The 20,693-nt window shown below is 43.1% G+C and carries 22 protein-coding genes; 21 read left to right on the top strand and 1 reads right to left on the bottom strand.

The genetic code is table 11. The features are described 5' to 3' along the window. Positions 1–87: 87 nt before the first annotated feature. The 7 genes from recG (at position 88) to AB1I63_06290 (ending at position 5,629) form a co-directional block, all read left to right on the top strand. A complete protein-coding gene (gene recG / locus AB1I63_06320) occupies positions 88–2,103 on the top strand; it encodes an ATP-dependent DNA helicase RecG (protein ID MEW4354499.1) in 2,016 nt (671 codons plus the stop codon). Positions 2,104–2,458: 355 nt separating this feature from the next. Further along, the gene (locus AB1I63_06315) at positions 2,459–3,157 is read left to right on the top strand and encodes a histidine phosphatase family protein (GenBank protein MEW4354498.1); all 699 of its coding nucleotides are present in this window, start codon (positions 2,459–2,461) and stop codon (positions 3,155–3,157) included. Beyond that, positions 3,150–3,890 (top strand): M15 family metallopeptidase, encoded by a 741-nt coding sequence (locus AB1I63_06310; protein MEW4354497.1) that lies wholly within the window; start codon positions 3,150–3,152, stop codon positions 3,888–3,890. Before AB1I63_06315 ends, AB1I63_06310 begins: the two co-directional genes overlap by 8 nt. A gap of 112 nt (positions 3,891–4,002) precedes the next feature. Beyond that, on the top strand, positions 4,003–4,320 hold the full coding sequence (locus AB1I63_06305; GenBank protein ID MEW4354496.1) for a PadR family transcriptional regulator: 318 nt from the start codon (positions 4,003–4,005) through the stop codon (positions 4,318–4,320). After that, positions 4,320–4,865 (top strand): DUF2812 domain-containing protein, encoded by a 546-nt coding sequence (locus AB1I63_06300; protein MEW4354495.1) that lies wholly within the window; start codon positions 4,320–4,322, stop codon positions 4,863–4,865. Before AB1I63_06305 ends, AB1I63_06300 begins: the two co-directional genes overlap by 1 nt. A 9-nt stretch (positions 4,866–4,874) precedes the next feature. Beyond that, positions 4,875–5,375 carry a DUF2812 domain-containing protein gene (locus AB1I63_06295; protein MEW4354494.1) on the top strand — a complete coding sequence of 167 codons (501 nt, stop codon included), beginning with the start codon at positions 4,875–4,877 and terminating at the stop codon, positions 5,373–5,375. 2 nt (positions 5,376–5,377) lie between these two features. Next, on the top strand, positions 5,378–5,629 hold the full coding sequence (locus AB1I63_06290; GenBank protein ID MEW4354493.1) for a hypothetical protein: 252 nt from the start codon (positions 5,378–5,380) through the stop codon (positions 5,627–5,629). Positions 5,630–5,659: 30 nt separating this feature from the next. Here AB1I63_06290 and AB1I63_06285 read toward each other — a convergent pair whose 3' ends face one another. Next, positions 5,660–7,462 (bottom strand): DUF2207 domain-containing protein, encoded by a 1,803-nt coding sequence (locus AB1I63_06285; protein ID MEW4354492.1) that lies wholly within the window; start codon positions 7,460–7,462, stop codon positions 5,660–5,662. Positions 7,463–7,694: 232 nt separating this feature from the next. Between AB1I63_06285 and hrcA the strand changes: the two genes are divergently transcribed. From hrcA to AB1I63_06215, 14 genes are all read left to right on the top strand, one after another. Continuing rightward, positions 7,695–8,729 carry a heat-inducible transcriptional repressor HrcA gene (gene hrcA / locus AB1I63_06280; protein ID MEW4354491.1) on the top strand — a complete coding sequence of 345 codons (1,035 nt, stop codon included), beginning with the start codon at positions 7,695–7,697 and terminating at the stop codon, positions 8,727–8,729. Between the two features lie 258 nt (positions 8,730–8,987). Then, positions 8,988–9,512: a nucleotide exchange factor GrpE gene (grpE, locus tag AB1I63_06275; protein ID MEW4354490.1), complete on the top strand. Its 525-nt coding sequence runs from the start codon at positions 8,988–8,990 to the stop codon at positions 9,510–9,512. Positions 9,513–9,886: 374 nt separating this feature from the next. After that, on the top strand, positions 9,887–11,710 hold the full coding sequence (gene dnaK, locus AB1I63_06270; GenBank protein MEW4354489.1) for a molecular chaperone DnaK: 1,824 nt from the start codon (positions 9,887–9,889) through the stop codon (positions 11,708–11,710). Between the two features lie 848 nt (positions 11,711–12,558). Next, entirely contained in the window at positions 12,559–13,689 is a 1,131-nt protein-coding gene (gene dnaJ, locus AB1I63_06265) for a molecular chaperone DnaJ (protein ID MEW4354488.1), read from the top strand. 108 nt (positions 13,690–13,797) lie between these two features. Further along, a complete protein-coding gene (locus AB1I63_06260; GenBank protein ID MEW4354487.1) occupies positions 13,798–14,325 on the top strand; it encodes a YqeG family HAD IIIA-type phosphatase in 528 nt (175 codons plus the stop codon). Between the two features lies 1 nt (position 14,326). Further along, positions 14,327–15,433 (top strand): ribosome biogenesis GTPase YqeH, encoded by a 1,107-nt coding sequence (gene yqeH / locus AB1I63_06255; protein ID MEW4354486.1) that lies wholly within the window; start codon positions 14,327–14,329, stop codon positions 15,431–15,433. 12 nt (positions 15,434–15,445) lie between these two features. After that, positions 15,446–15,757, top strand: coding sequence for a ribosome assembly RNA-binding protein YhbY (gene yhbY / locus AB1I63_06250; GenBank protein MEW4354485.1), 312 nt, complete (start codon positions 15,446–15,448; stop codon positions 15,755–15,757). A gap of 42 nt (positions 15,758–15,799) precedes the next feature. Next, positions 15,800–16,432 (top strand): nicotinate-nucleotide adenylyltransferase, encoded by a 633-nt coding sequence (locus AB1I63_06245; GenBank protein ID MEW4354484.1) that lies wholly within the window; start codon positions 15,800–15,802, stop codon positions 16,430–16,432. Next, the gene (yqeK, locus tag AB1I63_06240) at positions 16,429–17,019 is read left to right on the top strand and encodes a bis(5'-nucleosyl)-tetraphosphatase (symmetrical) YqeK (GenBank protein MEW4354483.1); all 591 of its coding nucleotides are present in this window, start codon (positions 16,429–16,431) and stop codon (positions 17,017–17,019) included. Before AB1I63_06245 ends, yqeK begins: the two co-directional genes overlap by 4 nt. Further along, a complete protein-coding gene (locus tag AB1I63_06235) occupies positions 17,020–17,535 on the top strand; it encodes a cysteine hydrolase family protein (protein ID MEW4354482.1) in 516 nt (171 codons plus the stop codon). A gap of 3 nt (positions 17,536–17,538) precedes the next feature. After that, the gene (gene rsfS, locus AB1I63_06230; GenBank protein ID MEW4354481.1) at positions 17,539–17,889 is read left to right on the top strand and encodes a ribosome silencing factor; all 351 of its coding nucleotides are present in this window, start codon (positions 17,539–17,541) and stop codon (positions 17,887–17,889) included. Positions 17,890–18,052: 163 nt separating this feature from the next. After that, positions 18,053–18,787, top strand: coding sequence for a class I SAM-dependent methyltransferase (locus AB1I63_06225; protein MEW4354480.1), 735 nt, complete (start codon positions 18,053–18,055; stop codon positions 18,785–18,787). Next, on the top strand, positions 18,784–19,872 hold the full coding sequence (locus AB1I63_06220) for a nucleotidyltransferase (GenBank protein MEW4354479.1): 1,089 nt from the start codon (positions 18,784–18,786) through the stop codon (positions 19,870–19,872). Before AB1I63_06225 ends, AB1I63_06220 begins: the two co-directional genes overlap by 4 nt. Before the next feature lie 75 nt (positions 19,873–19,947). Next, complete coding sequence (locus AB1I63_06215; protein MEW4354478.1) at positions 19,948–20,664, top strand: YebC/PmpR family DNA-binding transcriptional regulator; 717 nt, start codon at positions 19,948–19,950, stop codon at positions 20,662–20,664. The last annotated feature ends 29 nt before the right edge of the window (positions 20,665–20,693 follow it).

The raw sequence follows: 20,693 nt of genomic DNA, 5'->3' as shown, positions 1-20,693 counted from the left end.
ATTCGCTTTGATAAATTCGAGTTTTATCTGTAAGCTCTTTGCTTTGTCCTCTTTTTATCCATAAATGCTTGAAGGGAAAGGAGTTTTATGAATTTACACCAACCTTTGACGGTGCTTTCAGGTGTGGGACCTAAGTCAGCTGAGAAATATTTAAAATTAGGCATTGCGACCTTAGAGGATTTATTACTCTACTTTCCTTTTCGGTATGAGGATTTTCAGACAAAGAATGTGCTGGAGTTAGAAGATGGTGAGAAGGCAGTGATTACAGGCGAGGTCACAACGCCTGCTAATGTCCAATATTACGGCTTTAAGCGAAATCGCCTGCGTTTTTCCATCAAGCAAGGTGAAGCCGTTCTTGCGATCAATTTTTTCAACCAGCCCTACTTAGCAGACAAGATTGAGCTGGGGCAGACGATTGCTGTCTTTGGAAAATGGGATAAGAAAAAAGCGAGCTTAACAGGGATGAAGCTTTTGGCGCAGGTAGCAGATGATTTGCAGCCGGTTTATCGTGTGGCGCAAGGCATCAGTCAAGCCAATCTTGTCAAAATCATCAAGAAAGCCTTTGATGAGGGGCTAGATCTCTTGCTTGAGGAAAATCTACCAGAGTCTTTGTTAGAGCGCTACCAGCTGATGAGGCGAACTCAAGCCGTGCGCGCTATGCATTTTCCCAAGGATTTGGCAGAGTATAAGCAGGCGATTCGGCGCATGAAGTTTGAAGAGCTTCTCTATTTTCAGTTGCAATTACAAGTCTTAAAATCCCAGACCAAGGATGAGGGAAATGGACTTGTTTTGGCTTGGGATGAAGAGCAGTTACATGAGAAAAAAGCTGCCCTACCGTTTGCATTGACAGCAGCACAGGAGACTAGCCTTTCGGAGATTTTGGCAGACATGCGCTCAAGCTCCCACATGAATCGTCTCTTGCAGGGGGATGTGGGAAGTGGAAAAACAGTTGTAGCAGCACTTGCTATGTATGCGGCTTATACGGCGAGTTTTCAGTCAGCTCTCATGGTTCCAACAGAAATCTTGGCTGAGCAGCATGCAGAAAGTTTGAGAGAATTATTTCCAGACTTAAACTTGGTTCTCTTAACAGGCAGTATGAAGGCTGCGGAGAAAAGAGAGGCTCTTTCAGCGATTGCGACTGGGGAGGCGGAGTTAATCGTGGGAACTCATGCTCTTATCCAAGAAGGAGTGGACTATCAGAAACTCGGCTTGATTATCATTGATGAGCAACATCGTTTTGGAGTGGGACAACGGCGGGTTTTACGGGAAAAAGGTCAAAATCCTGATGTGCTTATGATGACAGCAACCCCCATTCCACGGACTTTGGCGATTACGGCTTTTGGGGATATGGATGTCTCTATCATTGACCAAATGCCTGCTGGGCGCAAACCCATTGTCACACGGTGGGTCAAACACGAGCAGATGCCAGTAGTCCTTGACTGGCTTTTAAAAGAGCTTCAAAAAGGCTCGCAAGCCTATGTCATCTCACCCTTGATTGAGGAGTCAGAAGCCCTCGATTTGAAAAATGCTCTGGCTTTGGAGGAGGAGTTAAAAGCCTATTTTGGCGATAAAGCGCGCATTGCCTTGCTACATGGCAAGATGAAAAGCGAAGAGAAAGATCTGATTATGCAAGACTTTAAGGAGAAAAAGACGGATCTTTTGGTATCCACCACAGTCATTGAAGTTGGGGTCAATGTGCCCAATGCGACGGTCATGATGATTATGGATGCTGACCGTTTTGGACTGAGCCAGCTCCATCAGCTTCGAGGTCGAGTGGGGCGTGGAGATAAGCAATCCTATGCTATTTTAGTCGCCAATCCTAAGACAGAATCAGCTCAACAACGCATGAAAATCATGACAGAGACAACTAATGGATTTATCCTTGCAGAAGAGGATTTGAAAATGCGAGGATCTGGAGAAATCTTTGGCACCAGACAATCAGGTATCCCAGAATTTCAAGTAGCAAATCTCCTTGAGGACTATCCGATCTTAGAAGAAGCAAGAAAGGTCGCTGCAAGCGTGGTTGCTACTCCTCAATGGCAAGAAGATCCCGAGTGGCAGATTTTAGCCCTAAATGTGAAGAAAAAGGAACATTTGGATTAAGCTTTGTATAAGAAAATTCTAAGTCTGCTTTAAGCTTGAAAGGGTATACTAAGACTATCAAAAGAAATGAGGTAGTAGATATGACCAAACTCATCAAAGTAAACTACAAAAAACAATTTTCAAAACAAGACAAAGCGCAGCAAACCTATGGAAAAAACTAAGTAGAATATAGTAAAAAAATTTCCTTTTTTGAACTATAAGACTTTTAGAAAGAGAGCAAGGCTTATGATTGAGCCTTGCTCTCTTTTTATTTCCCAGTATTCAATCCAACCAAGTCATAAAAACTATGGTATAATAGAAAAGATTGATACTCTTCAAGAGTAGAAGTAAGACGGCGAAACTAGGGAGGATAAAAATGGCAAAAACAAGATTGTATCTGGTGCGTCATGGAAAAACCATGTTTAATACCATCGGTCGGGCGCAAGGTTGGAGTGACACTCCGCTGACAGCAGAGGGGGAGCGAGGTATTCATGAGTTAGGAATTGGGTTGCGAGAGTCTGGTTTAAACTTTGATTTAGCCTTTTCAAGTGACAGTGGTCGGACGATTCAGACCATGGGGATTATTTTAGAAGAGCTGGGCTTGATAGGAAAGATTCCTTATCAGTATGACAAGCGGATTCGGGAGTGGTGCTTTGGTAGTTTTGATGGTGCCTATGATGGAGAGTTGTTCATGGGCTTGATTCCGCGCGTGTTTCATGTAGATCATGTGCACCAGCTGAGCTATGCAGAGCTTGCGGAAGGTTTGGTAGAGGTCGATACGGCTGGCTGGGCAGAATCGTGGGAAACCTTGAGTGGTCGGATTTTAGAAGGCTTTACTGCCATTGCAAAAGCCGTGGAAGAACAAGGTGGAGGCAATGCCATTGTTGTGAGCCACGGTATGACGATTGGGACCTTTGCTTGGTTGATTGACCATACAACGCCTCGTGGTCTTGGTTTGCAAAATGGTAGTGTGACCGTAGTGGACTATGAAGATGGTGTCTTTAGCATTGATCGTATCGGTGATATGTCCTATCGAGAAATAGGGGCTAGAGTACTGGAGGAAGCTGGTGAATAAGAAGATACGAAGAGTAGTACAGCTTTGCTCGCTTCTACTATTGATAGCCTTGATAGCTTTAGTTCTATTTTTTGATCCAAATTGGTTGAATCCTGCATCTCAAAATACAGAATCGAAGCAATCCGAGCAGTCTGTCTTACAAGTGATGACAGAGAAAAAAGAAGCCTTGCCAAAGGTATCAAGAGATGACTGGAACTTGATTTTGGTCAATCGTAGTCACCCGACAGATGTCAATCCTTCTAAGCTAGCTAAGTTAGAGGATATTGAGGTAGATAGTCGGATTGAGCAAGCGATTAAAGACTTTTTAGCGGCTATACGCCAGATTGAGCCAGAGGAGACCTTGATTTCTGGCTATCGGAGTAAGGAAGAGCAGACGGAACTTTATCATGAAGCAGTTGAGTTGGCAGAGATGGACGGTCTGTCGCACGAAGAGGCTGAAGAATTAGTAGGGCACCAAATCCAAATTCCTGGGGCGAGTGAACATCAGACAGGTCTTGCCTTGGATATTAGTGTGCCAAGTGGTCAGTCAGATGAGTTAGCAGAACAAATCTCAAGCCTAGCTCCTGATTTTGGCTTTGTCCTTCGCTATCCAAAGGACAAGAGTGATATTACAGGAGTGGATTTTGAAAATTGGCACTATCGCTATGTTGGTAAAGACTCGGCTCGCTATATGGCTGATCATAATCTCGTCTTAGAAGAATACATCGAGCTTTTGGAAAAAGCTGGTCAGTAAACGTCAGATTTCTGGCGTTTTTCTTTTGGAAAAAAATCCATATTTTTCTTGACAAATACATCGAACTGCGATATACTTTTTATATCAAGGTTCGATATATCGAGGTGCAAATATGGATGAAAAATTACGGCGCATTTATATGCCCATGACAGAAACGGGCTTTTACATCCTTTTTTGTCTGCAAAAGGAACGACATGGATACAGTATTACCCAAAAAGTAAAGGAGATGACAGACGGGGAGCTCCTCATCAGCCCTGGGACCATGTATGGGACTTTATCAAAAATGGAGCGAGATGGCTTGATTGTCTTTGTCCGTGAGGAGCAAAAACGCAGGATTTATCGTGCCACAGAGATTGGGCGAGAGATTTTAGATTTGGAGAAGAAGCGGATTGAGCGCTTGTACCGCAATAGTCAGGAGGTTGATGACTGATGGAAAAGAAAGTACGGGTTTGGAAGAGCTTAGAAAAGCAAGAAGACTACTTACGTCACATGCATAAACAGGGTTGGGCTTTGGTTCGCCATGCTAGATGGACAGGAACTTTGATTTTTGAGTCTTGTGAGAAAGAAGACGTGGTATATCGGTGTGATTATTTTCATGAAGGCTATGTGACCGAGGGCTATCTCAATATCTACCGAGATATGGGCTGGGAGTTTGTCTGTCAATCTGGCTTTAATGTCGTATTTCGCAAGAAAGTAGCAGATGCGCAACATCCGTCAGAGTTGGACTTGTATAGTGATGTGGATTCGCGTTTTGAAGTTCAAAAACAGCGGATAAGATCCATGCATGTGGTCGCTATGATAGGCCTAGCTTGGGTAGGTTCTAGTCTGATCATGAACATCCTTAGTAGGGGATGGACTCTAAAGCGTTTCGTTACAACTTTGTTCTTTTCTGTTTTCTACCTTGTTTTGGAAGGTGTTTATCGTTATCGCTTAAGTCGACTCGTAAAGGAGATGGAAGATGAAAAAGGAATGTAAACTTTTTTAATTACTGATTTCGAAAAAAATGAGGCATATTTGACGGCGATGCACTGCAAGGGCTGGAAATTAAAGGAAGTGAAATATAGATGTTTATACATATTTGAGTCTTGCGAGCCAGCAGATGTGGTTTATCGGCTTGACTTCAAACCCCAATTAGGAGAGAGTGAGTCTGCCTATTATCAGATGTACGAAGACTATGGCTGGGAGCGTGTCTTTATCTGTAACAATTTCGTTTGCTTCCGAAAAGCAGTCGTAGAGGGAGAGAACATGGAGATTTATAGTGACAATCAGACCAAACTTGAGATGATTGGACGGATCTTCAAAAGGCGATTTGTAGTGTTCATACCGTTGATGCTCATTGTCTTTAAAAATGCCATTCATCCACGCTACATAGATGATCCTTTGTTATGGTTCTGGAGAATGTTGGCACTTGCCTATCTATTGATTTTGATTTATTGCGGAATTGGATTTTATACATTGAGAAAACGGTATAAAAAGGAGAAATGAAGATGAAACGGGAATGTAATAAGAAATCTGCTCTCTTGACTATACCCATCTTATGCATCAATTTTGGAATAAACCTGCATCGCCTGCAGTTTGACCATCTCACTCTTGCAAAGATGATCACTGATGGGATTGTGCTGTTGCATCCTGTCTTGATAGGGATTATCTCTATCGCTGGTGGAAAGATCGAAATAAAACATAAAAAAGTTGGCAATAGCCAACTTTTTTGCTTAGAATCTGTATTCATAAGCTTCTGATTAGAATTGCTGAGCTGTGAATACAGGTTCTTAAAATCCACCGCCGCCAGATCCTCCTCCAAAGCCACCTGAACTACCTCCGCTAAATCCCCCACCGCTGCCGCTTGCATTGATAGAAGTTGCGGTTTCATAGGATTGTTGGAAGGAGTTATTAAACTGGTGGAAAAAGGCAGTGTTATAAATAAATCTCTGGTAATCGGTGTTCCAGTCTGTATCTGGCAGACCTTCTGGAAAGACCTCTTTTAGTCTGTGGATAACGTTTTTAGCGACACCGAGTGATACAGCATAGACTAAGATATGGTCCCAAATCGTGACTGCTGCGATGTCAGCGGTGTCCAGTCGACTAATATCTATGAGCATCTGCTTAAAAGCTTTCCATTGCCGATATTCGTATTCTTCCTCAAGAGTTCGACGTTTGGAAAAGAATCGATTAGATAGGAAGATGAAGATGCCAAATACTAAGACGATCATGGTATAGGGGAAGAAGTCCATAGACAACCTTAAGGTCCAAAGACTAGCAAGCAGGGCAAGGACTGCAATACTACTTGAAATCCATGTATAAATCGCAGAAAAGCGAGTATCCTGATCTGTGTAATGTGGTGCTTGATTTCGTGCAGCTTTTCTGAAGTCTTCAATCCGATTGGCATAGCTGCTAGGATGTTTTTTAGCGTAGCGTTTGATTTGACTAAGTGTAACCCAAGATTGATTTGAGCTAATCTTATCAAATAGGAGAGAGATGAGCACTTCTTCATGAGGGAGAAGATTTTCTCGTGAAAGAAGTGTAAAGCCAGAATCGTTTGTCAAGCTGTCTAAAGCGACCTTTTTCTTGCGGACTAAATCAAGCAAAGTAGCCCCCATGTCAGCACCATCTAGTTTTTTAAAGACGGTGATATGCATAACCGCAGGCGAGATGTCTCGTGGAATATCAAATAGATGCTCAGGAACCAGTGGTAGTTTTTCTGTCCATCTTTTATAGGGTCTATGGACAAAGAAATAGACACCCAGTAAGGTCGTTCCCATGATTGGCAATAGGCTGATAGACAGGGTATGAGCTTGCTTTTTTTCTTCCTCGATTTCTTTTTGATGGCGCAATCGTTCGTAGGCACGTTGTCCCTCTTCTTGGGCGATACGATCCCAAGCTTTTTCTGACACACGATTTGGATTGTCCGCTGTGACATCTGGTGAAAAGAGTACTCTTGTTTCGATGAAATCACCAGATTGATTGCGTGGACTGGTAAAGGTCACTCCTTTGTAATCTGGATCAATGCGGACCTCTCCTTGGTCACTCGCATGCCCCCAAGCCTTGAGTGTATCCGCTGATAGAGCTTTGGGAAAACGGATATGGATTCGGATATTTTCTTGGTCAATATCCCAGCCCTGACCTACGAATTTTCGATTGATTTCCGCTACATCAAGATAATTGATAACGGAGCTCTTGAGCGTATAGCGAAGAAGTACGGTGCGAGCATTCGCATCAAGTGGCAAAAATAATTTAAACTTCAGATAGGAACCAGTATCTGAAAGCTGATAGGTTTGCTCCTGACCGCTACTTGATTCGGTGAGCACTTGCTCGCCTTGATCTGTCTTCTCACTTGCAGAAATATCCGTTACCTGGGTGTATGTTCCCTCGGTTTCCTGCTTGTCTAAATGATAGTAAACACCGTTATAATGACGGTCTGCTTGAAAAGTCATTTCTTCACTGACAGCCAAATCGCCATTTTGCTGCACGGAAACATCAATATGATAAGCACTCACTTGTAAATCATCTGCTAAAACAGAAGGATTTACAAAGAGGAATAGGAGAAAGAGAGAGCGAATGAACCATTTTTTCATAAGAAATTCCTCCTTTTTATCTTCTATTATACTCTTAAATTTTAAAAAATCCAGATTATTATAGTAAATAGTTTCTAGGTCCTCAGACGGATTTCTAGCACTCAAGCAAAAAGAGTGCTAAAAATTGAGGTTTTCCCCTTGACTTTGAGAATAATCGGTGTATAATAGAATCATGAGTTAGCACTCGAAAGGTTAGAGTGCTAACAAGAGAATCCGGATTGGAGGTGAGGTTTTGGTAACAGAACGCCAACATGAAATTCTAAATTTAATCGTTGAAATCTTTACGAAAACACACGAACCAGTCGGATCAAAAGCTCTCCAAGAAAGTATTGCCTCAAGTAGTGCAACCATTCGAAATGAAATGGCGGCTCTCGAGAAAAAAGGGCTCCTTGAAAAAGCCCATACATCGAGTGGTCGAATGCCTAGTGTGGAGGGTTTTAAATACTTTGTGGAGCATTCTCTTACCTTTGATAGTCTAGCTGAAGAGGATGTCTATCAAGTCGTCAGAAGTTTTGACCGCGAGTTTTTCCGCTTGGACGATATTTTCCAGACGGCAGCGACTATTCTTTCTGATCTGACAGCTTGTACGGTGGCAGTGCTCGATGTCGAGCCCAGCCAGCAAAAGCTAACAGCCTTTGACATCGTTATCCTCAGTCAGCATGCAGCTCTAGCCGTTATGACCTTGGATGAGTCAAAGACCCTGACCAGACAGTTTGCCATTCCAAAGAATTTTCTCCGTGAAGATTTAATGGAAGTGAGAAGTCTGGTGCGGGAGCGCCTGCTTGGAAAGTCCGTCCTTGATATTCACTACAAGCTACGGACCGAGATTCCCCAGATTATCCAACGGCATTTCGTCACGACAGACAATGTCCTTCATCTCTTTGAACACATTTTCTCAGACCTCTTTACAGAGGATGTCGTGACTGCTGGAAAGATTCGCTTGCTCGATTTTGCAGATATCAGAGCTTATCAGTTCTTTGATTTTCCGCAAAAGGTAGCCCTTGAAATGCGAAGCAACCTAGCAGAAGATGAAATGCAAAGTGTCAAGGTGGCTGACAGCCGAGAACAATCGCTCTCTAATTTGACCGTGGTGACGACCAAGTTTCTTATCCCCTATCGCGGATTTGGACTATTGTCTGTCATCGGCCCCATCAACGTGGACTACAACCGCCTGATGAGCCTGATCAATCTCGTCAACCGCGTCCTCATGATGAAACTAACCGATTTTTATCGATATTTAAGTAGCAACCACTACGAGGTTCATTAAGATACGAGGGCGTGAAAAAATCGAGGTGTACCCCAAGGGCATCCGTATCTGTACAACGAGCAAGCTCGTAACAGCTACGGAAAAAATAGGGAATACGACGTAGAAGCTGAGGCTTTTAGGAGTGTTCATACCTAAAGGTGGCCATATCTGTAATCTAGCTAAAGCTAGAACAGCTATGTCTCTTTTTCCGAGATTTTAGCTCGAGTTCAATTCATTAAGAAGAGAGCATTCCGAAATATGTTATAAAGGAGGTTTCGTGTGACCGAAGAAATTAAAAAAGAAGAACAAGTTGAGGAAGTGGAAGGGACAGAAGAAGTTGTCCAAGAAGAAGCGCCTCAAGAAAAATCAGAATTAGAATTGGCCAACGAGCGTGCAGAAGACTTTGAAAACAAGTACCTGCGTGCCGTAGCTGAAATGCAAAATATTCAACGTCGCAGTAGCGAAGAACGCCAAATCTTGCAAAAGTACCGCAGCCAAGATTTGGCTAAGGCAATCTTGCCATCCCTCGATAACCTTGAGCGTGCTTTAGCCGTGGAAGGATTGACAGACGATGTGAAAAAAGGCCTTGAAATGGTACAAGAAAGCCTCATTCAAGCACTCAAAGACGAAGGTATTGAAGAAGTGGCGGCGGATGGGGCGTTCGACCCTAACTTCCACATGGCTATTCAAACCATGCCGGCAGACGATGAACACCCAGCTGATACCATTGCCCAAGTCTTCCAAAAAGGCTATAAGTTGCATGAGAGGGTTTTGCGTCCTGCTATGGTAGTCGTCTATAACTAGCTCTCTCATTTGCTCTATCCCTGCGTTAATGCGGCTTGCCTAACTTCAGTTATGCCTGCGCCGCATTGCCTAGGTCTAAAACAAATGATAGGCTAGTTATGGCTGACGCCTTGCCTAGATTAAAGGGAAACAATCAAGCCTAGTTGATGATTGGTATCTATATACCGCATTGCCTAGGTCTAAAACAAATGATGGGATAGTTATAGCTGGTGCCTTGTCTGGTTTAAAAATAGAATGATTCTGGACCGAGATGTCCTTAAACTATCTGTAAATTGATCACGAAAGTACATTAGAAAATAAACATTAGGAAAGGAAAAGAACCGGAATGGAGGGCTTGAAATGATGGCTTCCGAGCGGTTCTTGGTATCTAAAACATGTCTAAAATTATTGGTATTGACTTAGGAACTACAAACTCTGCAGTAGCTGTTCTTGAAGGAACAGAAAGCAAAATCATTGCAAACCCAGAAGGAAATCGTACAACTCCGTCTGTTGTATCATTCAAAAATGGTGAAATCATCGTTGGTGATGCTGCAAAACGCCAAGCGGTAACAAACCCAGATACGATTATCTCTATCAAATCAAAAATGGGAACTTCTGAAAAAGTTGCTGCAAACGGTAAAGAATACACTCCACAAGAAATTTCTGCGATGATTCTTCAATACTTGAAAGGTTATGCAGAAGAATATCTTGGTGAAAAAGTAACCAAAGCAGTCATCACTGTACCTGCTTACTTCAACGATGCACAACGTCAAGCGACAAAAGATGCTGGTAAAATTGCAGGCCTTGAAGTAGAACGTATCGTCAACGAGCCAACAGCAGCAGCCCTTGCTTACGGACTTGACAAGACAGACAAAGAAGAAAAAATCTTGGTATTTGACCTTGGTGGAGGAACGTTTGACGTTTCAATCCTTGAGTTAGGTGATGGTGTCTTTGATGTTCTTGCAACTGCAGGTGACAACAAACTTGGTGGAGATGACTTTGACCAAAAAATCATTGACCACTTGGTTGCGGAATTCAAGAAAGAAAACGGGATTGATTTGTCAGCTGATAAAATGGCAGTTCAACGTTTGAAAGATGCGGCTGAAAAAGCCAAGAAAGATCTTTCAGGTGTGACATCAACTCAAATCAGCTTGCCATTTATCACAGCAGGAGAAGCAGGACCTCTTCACTTGGAAATGACCCTTACTCGTGCGAAATTTGATGATTTGACTCGTGACCTTGTAGAACGTACAAAAGAGCCAGTTCGCCGTGCATTGTCAGACGCAGGACTTTCTATCTCAGAAATTGATGAAGTAATCCTTGTCGGTGGTTCAACTCGTATCCCAGCTGTTGTTGAAGCCGTTAAAGCTGAAACTGGTAAAGAACCAAACAAATCTGTTAACCCTGACGAAGTTGTTGCTATGGGTGCTGCAATCCAAGGTGGGGTTATCTCTGGTGATGTGAAAGACGTAGTTCTTCTTGACGTAACACCATTGTCACTTGGTATCGAGACCATGGGTGGTGTATTTACAAAACTTATTGACCGCAATACTACTATCCCAACTTCTAAATCACAAGTCTTCTCAACTGCAGCAGACAATCAACCAGCAGTAGATATTCACGTTCTTCAAGGTGAGCGTCCAATGGCAGCAGACAACAAAACACTTGGTCGCTTCCAATTGACAGACATCCCAGCTGCACCTCGTGGAATTCCTCAAATCGAAGTAACCTTTGATATTGACAAAAACGGTATCGTATCTGTTAAAGCCAAAGACCTTGGAACTCAAAAAGAGCAAACCATCGTTATCCAATCAAATTCAGGCTTGACAGATGAAGAAATCGACCGCATGATGAAAGATGCAGAAGCAAACGCAGAAGCAGATAAAAAACGTAAAGAAGAAGTGGACCTTCGTAACGAAGTAGACCAAGCAATCTTTGCGACTGAAAAAACAATCAAAGAAACCGAAGGTAAAGGATTCGATGCTGAACGCGATGCAGCCCAAGCAGCCCTTGACGAATTGAAAGCCGCTCAAGAAGCAAACAACTTGGACGACATGAAAGCGAAATTGGAAAACTTGAATGAAAAAGCCCAAGGCTTAGCCGTTAAATTGTACGAACAAGCCGCAGCAGCACAACAAGCAGCCCAAGGAGGAGAAGCAGCAACAAACCCTAACCCAGCAGGCGACGACGTAGTAGACGGAGAGTTTACGGAAAAATAAGATGTGAGAGCGTTAAAAAAGTCCCAGCAAAAATAGGAGATTGGTGAAGCGTTCATAGAACGCTAGCCCATCTATCTTTTTTGCAAGACTTTTAGCTCGAACTCAGTTCAGCTGATATAGATTGTCCGAGTTTAACTATAATGTGACGATATGAAGATACTCTTGGAACTCAGTCTATTTTGGTAGATGAATTGTTCTACTAGCAATTGATATCAGGTCACATACACAAATGAAAACAAGTATCGCAAGATACATATAGCAAGGAGCTAGGGAGGATTTCTTGGCTCCTGCTTTGCTAGTAAGAAATGGGAAGAGTGGGTTAGCTTGATGTGAGAACCTGGGCTAAAATCCTAGTGAAAACGTCTGTTTCAGGAGATTATAGCTTGATATAAATGAGTTGCGCTAATCTGAGTAAACATCTTTTCTATACTTAACTTTAACAGAAAGGAATTGAGTACGCCCTAGTGTGTGGAGCTTGTTTCCGTTTTAACTTTATAAGAAAGGATATGTGGTTTGAGTAATCGAACCCGCCCTAACGTCATGTCAAAAAGAGACATAGCTGTTCCAGCATAGCTGGCTTACAGATATGGCTACCTTTAGGTACAAACGTTTCCTAGACGCAAGCGTCTTCGTCACATTTGCTATTTTGACTTTGCCGTTTACGGGCTTGGTATCTTTGGTAAATTTCCCTATTTCCTTTAAGTCATTTGTTGACTTAGCATTTTAACAGAAAGGAATTGAGTACGCCTACAACTCTTTGAAAAAAGATAAACCATTCCTAGATGCAAAGCATCTTCGTCAGGTTTCCTATTTTTCTTCGAGTTGTTTAACGGCTTAACATCTTAATTATGAACAACACTGAATTTTACGATCGTCTTGGGGTATCTAAGGATGCGTCTCAAGATGAGATTAAGAAGGCTTATCGGAAAATGTCTAAGAAGTACCATCCAGACATCAATAAAGAGGCTGGTGCGGAGCAAAAATACAAGGACATTCAAGAGGCTTATGAAACACTTAGCGATAGCCAAAAGAGGGCTGCCTATGACCAATACGGCGCTGCGGGTGCCCAAGGTGGTTTTGGCGGTGGAGGCTTTAGTGGCTTTGACGGTGCAGGTTTTGGAGGTTTTGAGGACATCTTCTCTAGCTTCTTTGGAGGCGGTGGTGCAAGTCGTAATCCAAATGCACCGCGTCAGGGAGACGATCTTCAATACCGTGTGAATTTGAAGTTTGAAGAAGCGATTTTTGGGGCTGAAAAAGAAGTCAGCTATAATCGCGAAGCAACTTGTCGGACTTGTACAGGTTCTGGTGCAAAACCAGGAACCAGCCCTGTGACCTGTGGTCGCTGTCATGGCGCAGGGGTCATCAATGTCGATACTCAAACACCGCTTGGTATGATGCGCCGTCAAGTGACCTGTGATGTCTGTCATGGTCGTGGAAAAGAAATCAAAACGCCATGTAACACTTGTCACGGCACAGGTCATGAAAAACAAGCGCACACGGTAACTGTAAAAGTGCCAGCAGGGGTAGAAACTGGGCAACAAATCCGCCTAGCTGGTCAAGGGGAAGCTGGTTTTAATGGCGGTCCGTATGGGGATTTGTATGTCTTAGTGCAGGTCGAAGCCAGTGATAAGTTTGAGCGTGATGGCTCCACCATCTTCTACAAATTAGACCTTAACTTTGTTCAAGCAGCCTTGGGGGACAGTGTAGAAATCCCAACGGTTCATGGTAATGTGGAGTTGACCATTCCAGAAGGAACGCAAACAGGTAAACGATTCCGCTTGCGAGGCAAGGGTGCTCCAAGTCTTCGTGGGGGAGCTGTGGGTGACCAATATGTGACCGTCAATGTCGTCACACCAACCAACCTCAATGACAAACAAAAAGCAGCCTTGAAAGATTTCGCAGCTGCAGGAAATATCAATGTCCATCCCAAGAAAAAAGGATTTTTCGACAAGATGAAAGACGCTTTTGAAGAAATGTAAGAAAAATCGCCAGTTTTACTGGTGCTTTTTCATTGCCTAAAAGATTCTAGGTGCGTGACTGGCTAATTTATGATACAATAAAGAAAGCAGAATTTTTTGGAGTGAAATGTGGGAATTGAGAATTATATGCCTGATTTTGCGATTGAGGCAGTTTATGATTTGACAGTAGAGAGTTTAGAAAAGCATGGTATTTCTGCGGTATTGGTCGATTTGGACAATACCTTGATTGCCTGGAATAACCCTGATGGGACTAAGGAAATGCGTCAGTGGTTGCATGATATGCGAGACGCTGGGATTAAAGTTGTGGTCGTGTCTAATAACACGCAAAAGCGGGTGCGCCGTGCGGTAGAGCGTTTTGGGATCGACTATGTCTATTGGTCGCTGAAGCCTTTCACTTTTGGGATTGATCGAGCCTTGAGGAAGTTTTCGATTGACAAGAACGAGGTTGTCATGGTCGGAGATCAGCTCATGACAGACATTCGTGCAGCTCATCGAGCAGGGATTCGCTCAATTTTAGTCAAACCCTTGGTCAAACATGACTCGATTAATACCCAAATCAATCGGGCGCGTGAGCGCCGTGTTCTCAAACAAATCAAGGAGAAATACGGCCCAATTCAATTTACAAAAGGAATATAAGATGGAAGAACTTCTTTGTATCGGCTGTGGAGTCGCGATTCAGACAGAACACAAGGATAAGATGGGCTATACGCCTCAAAGTGCCTTGGAAAAAGGTTTAGAAACTGGGGAATTGTACTGCCAGCGCTGTTTTCGTCTGCGTCATTATAATGAAATCACTGATGTGCAAATCACCGATGATGAATTTTTAAGACTCTTGCATGAGGTGGGAGATAGCAAGGCTTTGGTGGTCAATGTCATTGATATTTTTGATTTCAATGGCTCGATTATTCCAGGGCTTCCTCGTTTTGTGTCAGGAAATGACATTCTGCTCGTCGGAAATAAAAAGGATATTTTACCAAAATCAGTCAAGAGTAGTAAAGTGACCCAATGGCTGACTGAGCGTGCCCACGAAGAAGGTTTGCGTCCTTTGGATGTTATCTTGACCAGTGCCCAGCAGAAAGAAGCGATCAAGGAATTGATCGAAAAGATTGAAAAGCTGAGAGCTGGTCGTGATGTCTATGTCGTTGGGGTGACCAATGTTGGCAAATCAACCTTGATTAACGCAATCATTCAGGAGATTACAGGAGATAAGGATGTGATCACCACCTCTCGTTTTCCAGGCACCACTTTGGATAAAATTGAGATTCCGCTTGCGGATGGTTCTTATATCTACGATACTCCAGGGATTATCCATCGCCATCAGATGGCTCATTATTTGTCTGGGAAAAATCTCAAATTTGCCAGCCCTAGGAAAGAAATCAAGCCCAAGACTTATCAGCTAAATCCTGAGCAAACTCTCTTTTTGGGTGGCTTAGCACGCTTTGATTTTGTCGCAGGAAGTAAGCAAGGCTTTACAGCTTATGTGGATAATGAATTAAACCTTCATCGGACTAAGTTAGATGGTGCAAATGCTTTTTATGACAAGCATGTGGGAAGTTTATTGACTCCGCCTGGTAAGAAAGAGATAGAGGCTTTTCCAACTCTCGTTAAGCATGAGTTTACGATTACGGAAAAGACAGACGTTGTTTTCTCGGGTCTTGGTTGGATTCGAGTGAATGGCGCAGCAAAAGTGGCAGCTTGGGCACCAGAGGGTGTAGGAGTTGTCACACGAAAAGCAATCATATAAAAAGGAAATACTATGGCATTAACATCAAAACAACGAGCTTTTTTAAACAGTCAAGCTCATCATTTGAAACCAATCATTCAAATTGGAAAACATGGCTTGAATGATCAGATTAAAACAAGCGTCCGTCAAGCACTAGACAGACGAGAGCTAATCAAGGTGACGCTTCTACAAAATACGGATGAAAACATCCATGAGGTAGCTGAGATTTTAGAAGAAGAGATTGGAGTGGATACGGTGCAGAAAATCGGTCGTATTCTCATCCTCTTTAAGCAATCCAGTAAAAAAGAAAATCGAAAACTTTCTGTAAAAGTAAAGGAAATCTAGGGATTTGACTGATAAAGACAGACAGATCATGGAGGAGTAGAGATGGCGATTGAACTCTTAACTCCCTTTACGAAGGTCGATTTAGAGCCTGAGGTAAAGGAAAAAAAACGCAAACAAGTAGGCATTTTAGGAGGGAATTTCAACCCTGTTCATCATGCCCATCTGGTCATAGCTGATCAAGTACGGCAACAGTTGGGGTTAGATCAAGTGCTTCTCATGCCAGAATACGAACCACCACATGTGGATAAAAAAGAAACCATCGATGAAGCTCATCGTTTGAAGATGCTGGAACTTGCGATTGAAGGTGTGGATGGACTTGGAATTGAGACCATTGAGCTGGAGCGAAAAGGGATCAGTTATACCTATGACACCATGAAACTCTTGACGGAAAAACATCCAGATACGGATTATTATTTCATCATCGGTGCAGATATGGTGGATTATTTGCCCAAGTGGCATCGAATTAACGAGTTGGTTGATTTAGTTCAGTTTGTAGGGGTGCAGCGTCCACGTTACAAGGCTGGAACTTCCTATCCTGTGATTTGGGTGGATGTTCCTCTGATGGATATTTCATCGAGCATGGTGCGTGAGTTTTTGAAAAATGACAGAAAGCCTAATTTTCTTCTTCCCCAGTCTGTTTTGACCTACATTGAGAAAGAAGGGCTTTACAAATGATAGCAAGAGACTTATCCTTTGACCGTGAACAGCTCCTTGAAGCAATCAGCTCTGCTATGTCAGAGAAACGTTTCCGCCATGTTCTTGGTGTGGAAGAAGCAGCATTAAAGCTGGCTCGTCAGTATGGTTGTGATGAGCAAAAAGCGAGCCTTGCGGCTCTTCTCCATGATTATGCCAAGGAAGTAGACGATCAAGTTTTTTTGGACTTGATTAATCAGTATCAGCTAGGGGAAGACTTGAAAGCCTGGGGCAATAATGTCTGGCATGGTATGGTCGGTGCCTACAAAATTCGTCAAGATTTTGGACTAGATGACGCGGATATCTTACAAGCTATTCAACGCCATACGGTTGGGGCAGCTGAGATGACCTTGCTTGATAAGGTGCTCTACGTAGCAGACTACATTGAGCCCAACCGTGATTTTCCGGGGGTTGATGAGGCAAGAAGACTAGCCAAGCTATCGCTAGACAAGGCTGTTGCTTTTGAAACAGCGCAAACTGTCGCGCATCTGGCCAAAAAAGGCATTCCAATTTATCCCCAAACCATTGAAACCTATAATGCTTATGTTGGGTATTTAAAGGAGTCATAGATGAAAAGTGCATTGATTGTGATTGATGTCCAAAATTTATTAGTTGATGCAAAGCCATATCGTATTGAGGAATGTTTAGAAAATATTCAAGAATTGCTCTCAGAAGCTCGAAGGAGTGACATGGAGGTGATTTTTGTTCGACATTCAGACCAAGAGTTTATCTACGGTAGTCCAGAGTGGGAACTATCAGATGTTTTAGCAGTGAGAAATAATGAGAAAATTGTAGATAAGCACTTTAACAGTATGTTTAAAGACACGGATCTAAATGAATATTTAAAGCAGTCGGAGATTAACCATTTGATCCTGTGTGGAATGGTCACAAATTATTGTGTGGATACCTCTTGTAGAGTTGCTTTTGAGCTGGGATATCAGGTAACGATTGCGGAAGGGTCTACCACGCTGTTTGCTACGGAAGATTTTGCTGCTGATACGTTACAGGATTACTATGAAGATTTATGGCATGAAAGATTTGCCCAAGTTCTTCCAATGGAAGATGTGTTAAAAATAATGAGGTAAAACGTGAAAGAAAAAGAATTAGTAGAATTGGTCGTTCGAGCGGCCGACGAGAAACGTGCAGAAGAAATTGTGGCGCTAGATGTCACATCGCTGACCAGCGTGACAGACTACTTTGTCATTGCAAGCTCCATGAATAGTCGCCAGCTTGAGGCGATTGCGGACAATATCCGTGAAAAAGTCAAAGAAGCAGGATTTGCGGCGAGCCAAATTGAGGGAGATTCAGCAGGTGGTTGGGTCCTTTTAGACCTCGGTGGCGTTGTCGTTCACATCTTCTCAGAAGAAATGCGTGCCCACTACAATCTTGAAAAATTGTGGCATGAAGCAGAGAGTGTTGATGTAGCCGAGTGGCTATAATATAGTTAGTTTTGATTGATTACGTCGTTAACGCGTCTTGCCTAACTCCAGTTATGTCTGTGACTTGTTGCCTAGTACTAAATCAAAACTAAACGGACTATACTACGTAAAAATACAAAACTCAGTTGAGAACCAGCTGAGTTTTTTCAAGAAAGGAAATATAATGGCAACTTATGAAACCTTTGCCTCAGTCTATGATGCGATTATGGACGACAGTCTCTATGACCAATGGACGGATTTTAGCTTGCGGCATTTCCCCGATGGAAAGACAAAACTGCTTGAATTGGCCTGCGGGACAGGGATTCAATCTATCCGCTTTAAGGAAGCAGGCTTTGATGTGACAGGGCTTGATTTGAGCCGTGAGATGTTGGACTTGGCTCAAAAGCGCAGTCAGAAAGCAAATCTTGACATTCCTTTTTTGGAGGGCAATATGCTGGACTTATCTAACCTCGGTCAGTTTGATATGGTGACCTGCTATTCGGATTCCATTTGCTATATGGAAGATGAAGTCGAGGTTGGTCAGGTCTTTCAAGAAGTTTACCAGCATCTCAATGAGGGTGGTCGTTTTCTTTTTGATGTGCATTCGACCTATCAAATGGATGAGGTCTTTCCAGGTTACAGTTATCATGAAAATGCCGAGGATTTTGCCTTTGTCTGGGATACTTATGCGGATGAACCACCGCATTCGATTGTGCATGAGTTGACCTTCTTTGTACAGGAAGAAGACGGTCGTTTCAGTCGAGTGGATGAAATCCACGAGGAGCGGACCTACGACCTCTTGACGTATGATGTCTTGCTGGAGCAGGCTGGCTTTAAAAATGTCAATGTCTATGCGGATTTTGAGGACAAGGATCCGACAGAGACAAGCGCACGCTGGTTCTTTGTAGCAGAAAAATGACAGTGACAGGCATTATTGCAGAGTTCAACCCCTTCCATAATGGTCATGCCTACCTGCTTTCGCAAGCCAAAGGCCTAAAGATTGTCGCCATGAGTGGAAACTTCACCCAGCGGGGGGAGCCTGCGATTGTGGACAAGTGGACGAGGGCGCAAATGGCGCTCGAAAATGGAGCGGACTTGGTGGTCGAGCTACCCTTCTTAGTCAGTGTGCAGGCGGCGGATTTTTTCGCTCAAGGGGCGGTGGATATTCTCTCTCGTCTAGGGATTGACCGGCTGTCCTTTGGGACGGAGGAGCTTTTGGACTATGGGAAAATAGCAGAGCTCTACGAGGCAAAAAGTGCTGAAATGGCAGATTTTCTAACCCGCTTACCCGCTCATCTCAGTTACCCTGAAAAAACGCAGACCATGTGGGAGACCTTTTCAGGTCTAAGCTTTTCAGGTAATACACCTAATCATGTCTTAGCTCTTGCCTATGCCAAGGCCGTTGCGGGAAAAGGCATTGCTCTTTGCCCTATTGAGCGAAAAGGTGCAGGTTTTCATTCCTTGGACAGCCATTTGGAGTTTGTGTCAGCAACGGCTCTGCGAAGTCGAATGGATGATACAGAATTTATTGCCAGATTTAGCCCAAGTGCGAAACTGCTAGAGCATGCGCCGCATGTTTCCTGGTCAGATTATTTTCCATATTTGCGCTACCAGATTCTCTCCAATCCTGATTTGACAGGGATTTACCAAGTCAATCAAGAGATGGCAAGCCGCATCAGAGAAGCTATTAAAACGGCAACATCAATGGAAGAATTAGTGGAGAAGATTGCGACCAAGCGTTATACCAAGGCGCGGGTGAGAAGGCTCTTGACCTATATTTTAGTACAGGCAAGGGAAAGCGCACTGCCTCAAGCCATCCATGTCTTAGGCTTTACAGACAAAGGCCGCAAGCATTTAGCGACGTTGAAGCAGGAAGTGCCCTTGATTAGTCGCATCGGAAAAGAAGCGTGGGACAGCTTAACCCAGCAGGCTGATAAGATTTACCAGCTGGGAAATCCGAGTCTTTTAGAGCAGAATATTGGTCGCATACCGTTTCAAATTTAATCAAACAAGTTCGTGCATTTTCTGACTTCCTGTGTTATAATATAAAGGATTTAAACTAGAAAAAAGGAGTATCCAATGGGACGTAAATGGGCCAATATTGTGGCGAAAAAAACAGCCAAAGATGGTGCAAACTCAAAAGTTTATGCTAAATTCGGCGTAGAAATCTATGTAGCAGCGAAAAAAGGTGAGCCAGATCCAGAATTGAATACGGCTCTGAAATTTGTTATCGACCGTGCTAAGCAAGCGCAAGTACCAAAACATGTCATTGATAAAGCGATTGACAAGGCAAAAGGGAATACCGATGAAACCTTTACAGAAGGTCGTTATGAAGGATTTGGACCAAATGGTTCGATGTTGATCGTTGACACTCTTACTTCAAACGTAAACCGTACAGCAGCCAATGTTCGTGCCGCTTTTGGGAAAAATGGTGGAAACATGGGAGCGAGCGGCTCTGTTTCTTACCTCTTTGACAATAAAGGAGTTGTGGTCTTTGCAGGAGACGATGCAGATAGCATTTTTGAGCTTCTTCTTGAAGCGGATGTAGATGTAGATGATGTCGAAGCAGAAGACGGTACTATCACGGTTTACACTGCACCAACAGATCTTCACAAGGCTATCGTTGCCCTTCGCGAGTCTGGTATTGAAGAATTCCAAGTGACTGAGCTTGAAATGATTCCTCAATCAGAAGTTGTCCTTGAAGGCGATGACCTTGCTGTCTTTGAAAAATTAGTGGATGTATTAGAAGACGACGAAGACGTTCAAAAGGTTTACACCAACGTTGAAGGGTTCTAAACAAAATCAATCCCTCTTGGAAACAAATA

Source organism: Streptococcus pneumoniae (assembly GCA_040719455.1).
Lineage (GTDB): Bacteria > Bacillota > Bacilli > Lactobacillales > Streptococcaceae > Streptococcus > Streptococcus pneumoniae_G.
Note: the sequence above shows the minus strand (reverse complement) of the source record. Positions and strands in the feature narration are given on the sequence as shown.

What these genes read in the sequence shown, in the direction of transcription:
- recG (MEW4354499.1), top strand. Translation starts at nt 88, where the DNA reads ATGAATTTACACCAACCTTTGACGGTGCTTTCAGGTGTGGGACCTAAG.
- AB1I63_06315 (MEW4354498.1), top strand. Translation starts at nt 2,459, where the DNA reads ATGGCAAAAACAAGATTGTATCTGGTGCGTCATGGAAAAACCATGTTT.
- AB1I63_06305 (MEW4354496.1), top strand. Translation starts at nt 4,003, where the DNA reads ATGGATGAAAAATTACGGCGCATTTATATGCCCATGACAGAAACGGGC.
- AB1I63_06300 (MEW4354495.1), top strand. Translation starts at nt 4,320, where the DNA reads ATGGAAAAGAAAGTACGGGTTTGGAAGAGCTTAGAAAAGCAAGAAGAC.
- AB1I63_06290 (MEW4354493.1), top strand. Translation starts at nt 5,378, where the DNA reads ATGAAACGGGAATGTAATAAGAAATCTGCTCTCTTGACTATACCCATC.
- AB1I63_06285 (MEW4354492.1), bottom strand. Translation starts at nt 7,462, where the DNA reads ATGAAAAAATGGTTCATTCGCTCTCTCTTTCTCCTATTCCTCTTTGTA.
- dnaK (MEW4354489.1), top strand. Translation starts at nt 9,887, where the DNA reads ATGTCTAAAATTATTGGTATTGACTTAGGAACTACAAACTCTGCAGTA.
- dnaJ (MEW4354488.1), top strand. Translation starts at nt 12,559, where the DNA reads ATGAACAACACTGAATTTTACGATCGTCTTGGGGTATCTAAGGATGCG.
- yqeH (MEW4354486.1), top strand. Translation starts at nt 14,327, where the DNA reads ATGGAAGAACTTCTTTGTATCGGCTGTGGAGTCGCGATTCAGACAGAA.
- yhbY (MEW4354485.1), top strand. Translation starts at nt 15,446, where the DNA reads ATGGCATTAACATCAAAACAACGAGCTTTTTTAAACAGTCAAGCTCAT.
- AB1I63_06245 (MEW4354484.1), top strand. Translation starts at nt 15,800, where the DNA reads ATGGCGATTGAACTCTTAACTCCCTTTACGAAGGTCGATTTAGAGCCT.
- yqeK (MEW4354483.1), top strand. Translation starts at nt 16,429, where the DNA reads ATGATAGCAAGAGACTTATCCTTTGACCGTGAACAGCTCCTTGAAGCA.
- AB1I63_06235 (MEW4354482.1), top strand. Translation starts at nt 17,020, where the DNA reads ATGAAAAGTGCATTGATTGTGATTGATGTCCAAAATTTATTAGTTGAT.
- AB1I63_06225 (MEW4354480.1), top strand. Translation starts at nt 18,053, where the DNA reads ATGGCAACTTATGAAACCTTTGCCTCAGTCTATGATGCGATTATGGAC.
- AB1I63_06220 (MEW4354479.1), top strand. Translation starts at nt 18,784, where the DNA reads ATGACAGTGACAGGCATTATTGCAGAGTTCAACCCCTTCCATAATGGT.
- AB1I63_06215 (MEW4354478.1), top strand. Translation starts at nt 19,948, where the DNA reads ATGGGACGTAAATGGGCCAATATTGTGGCGAAAAAAACAGCCAAAGAT.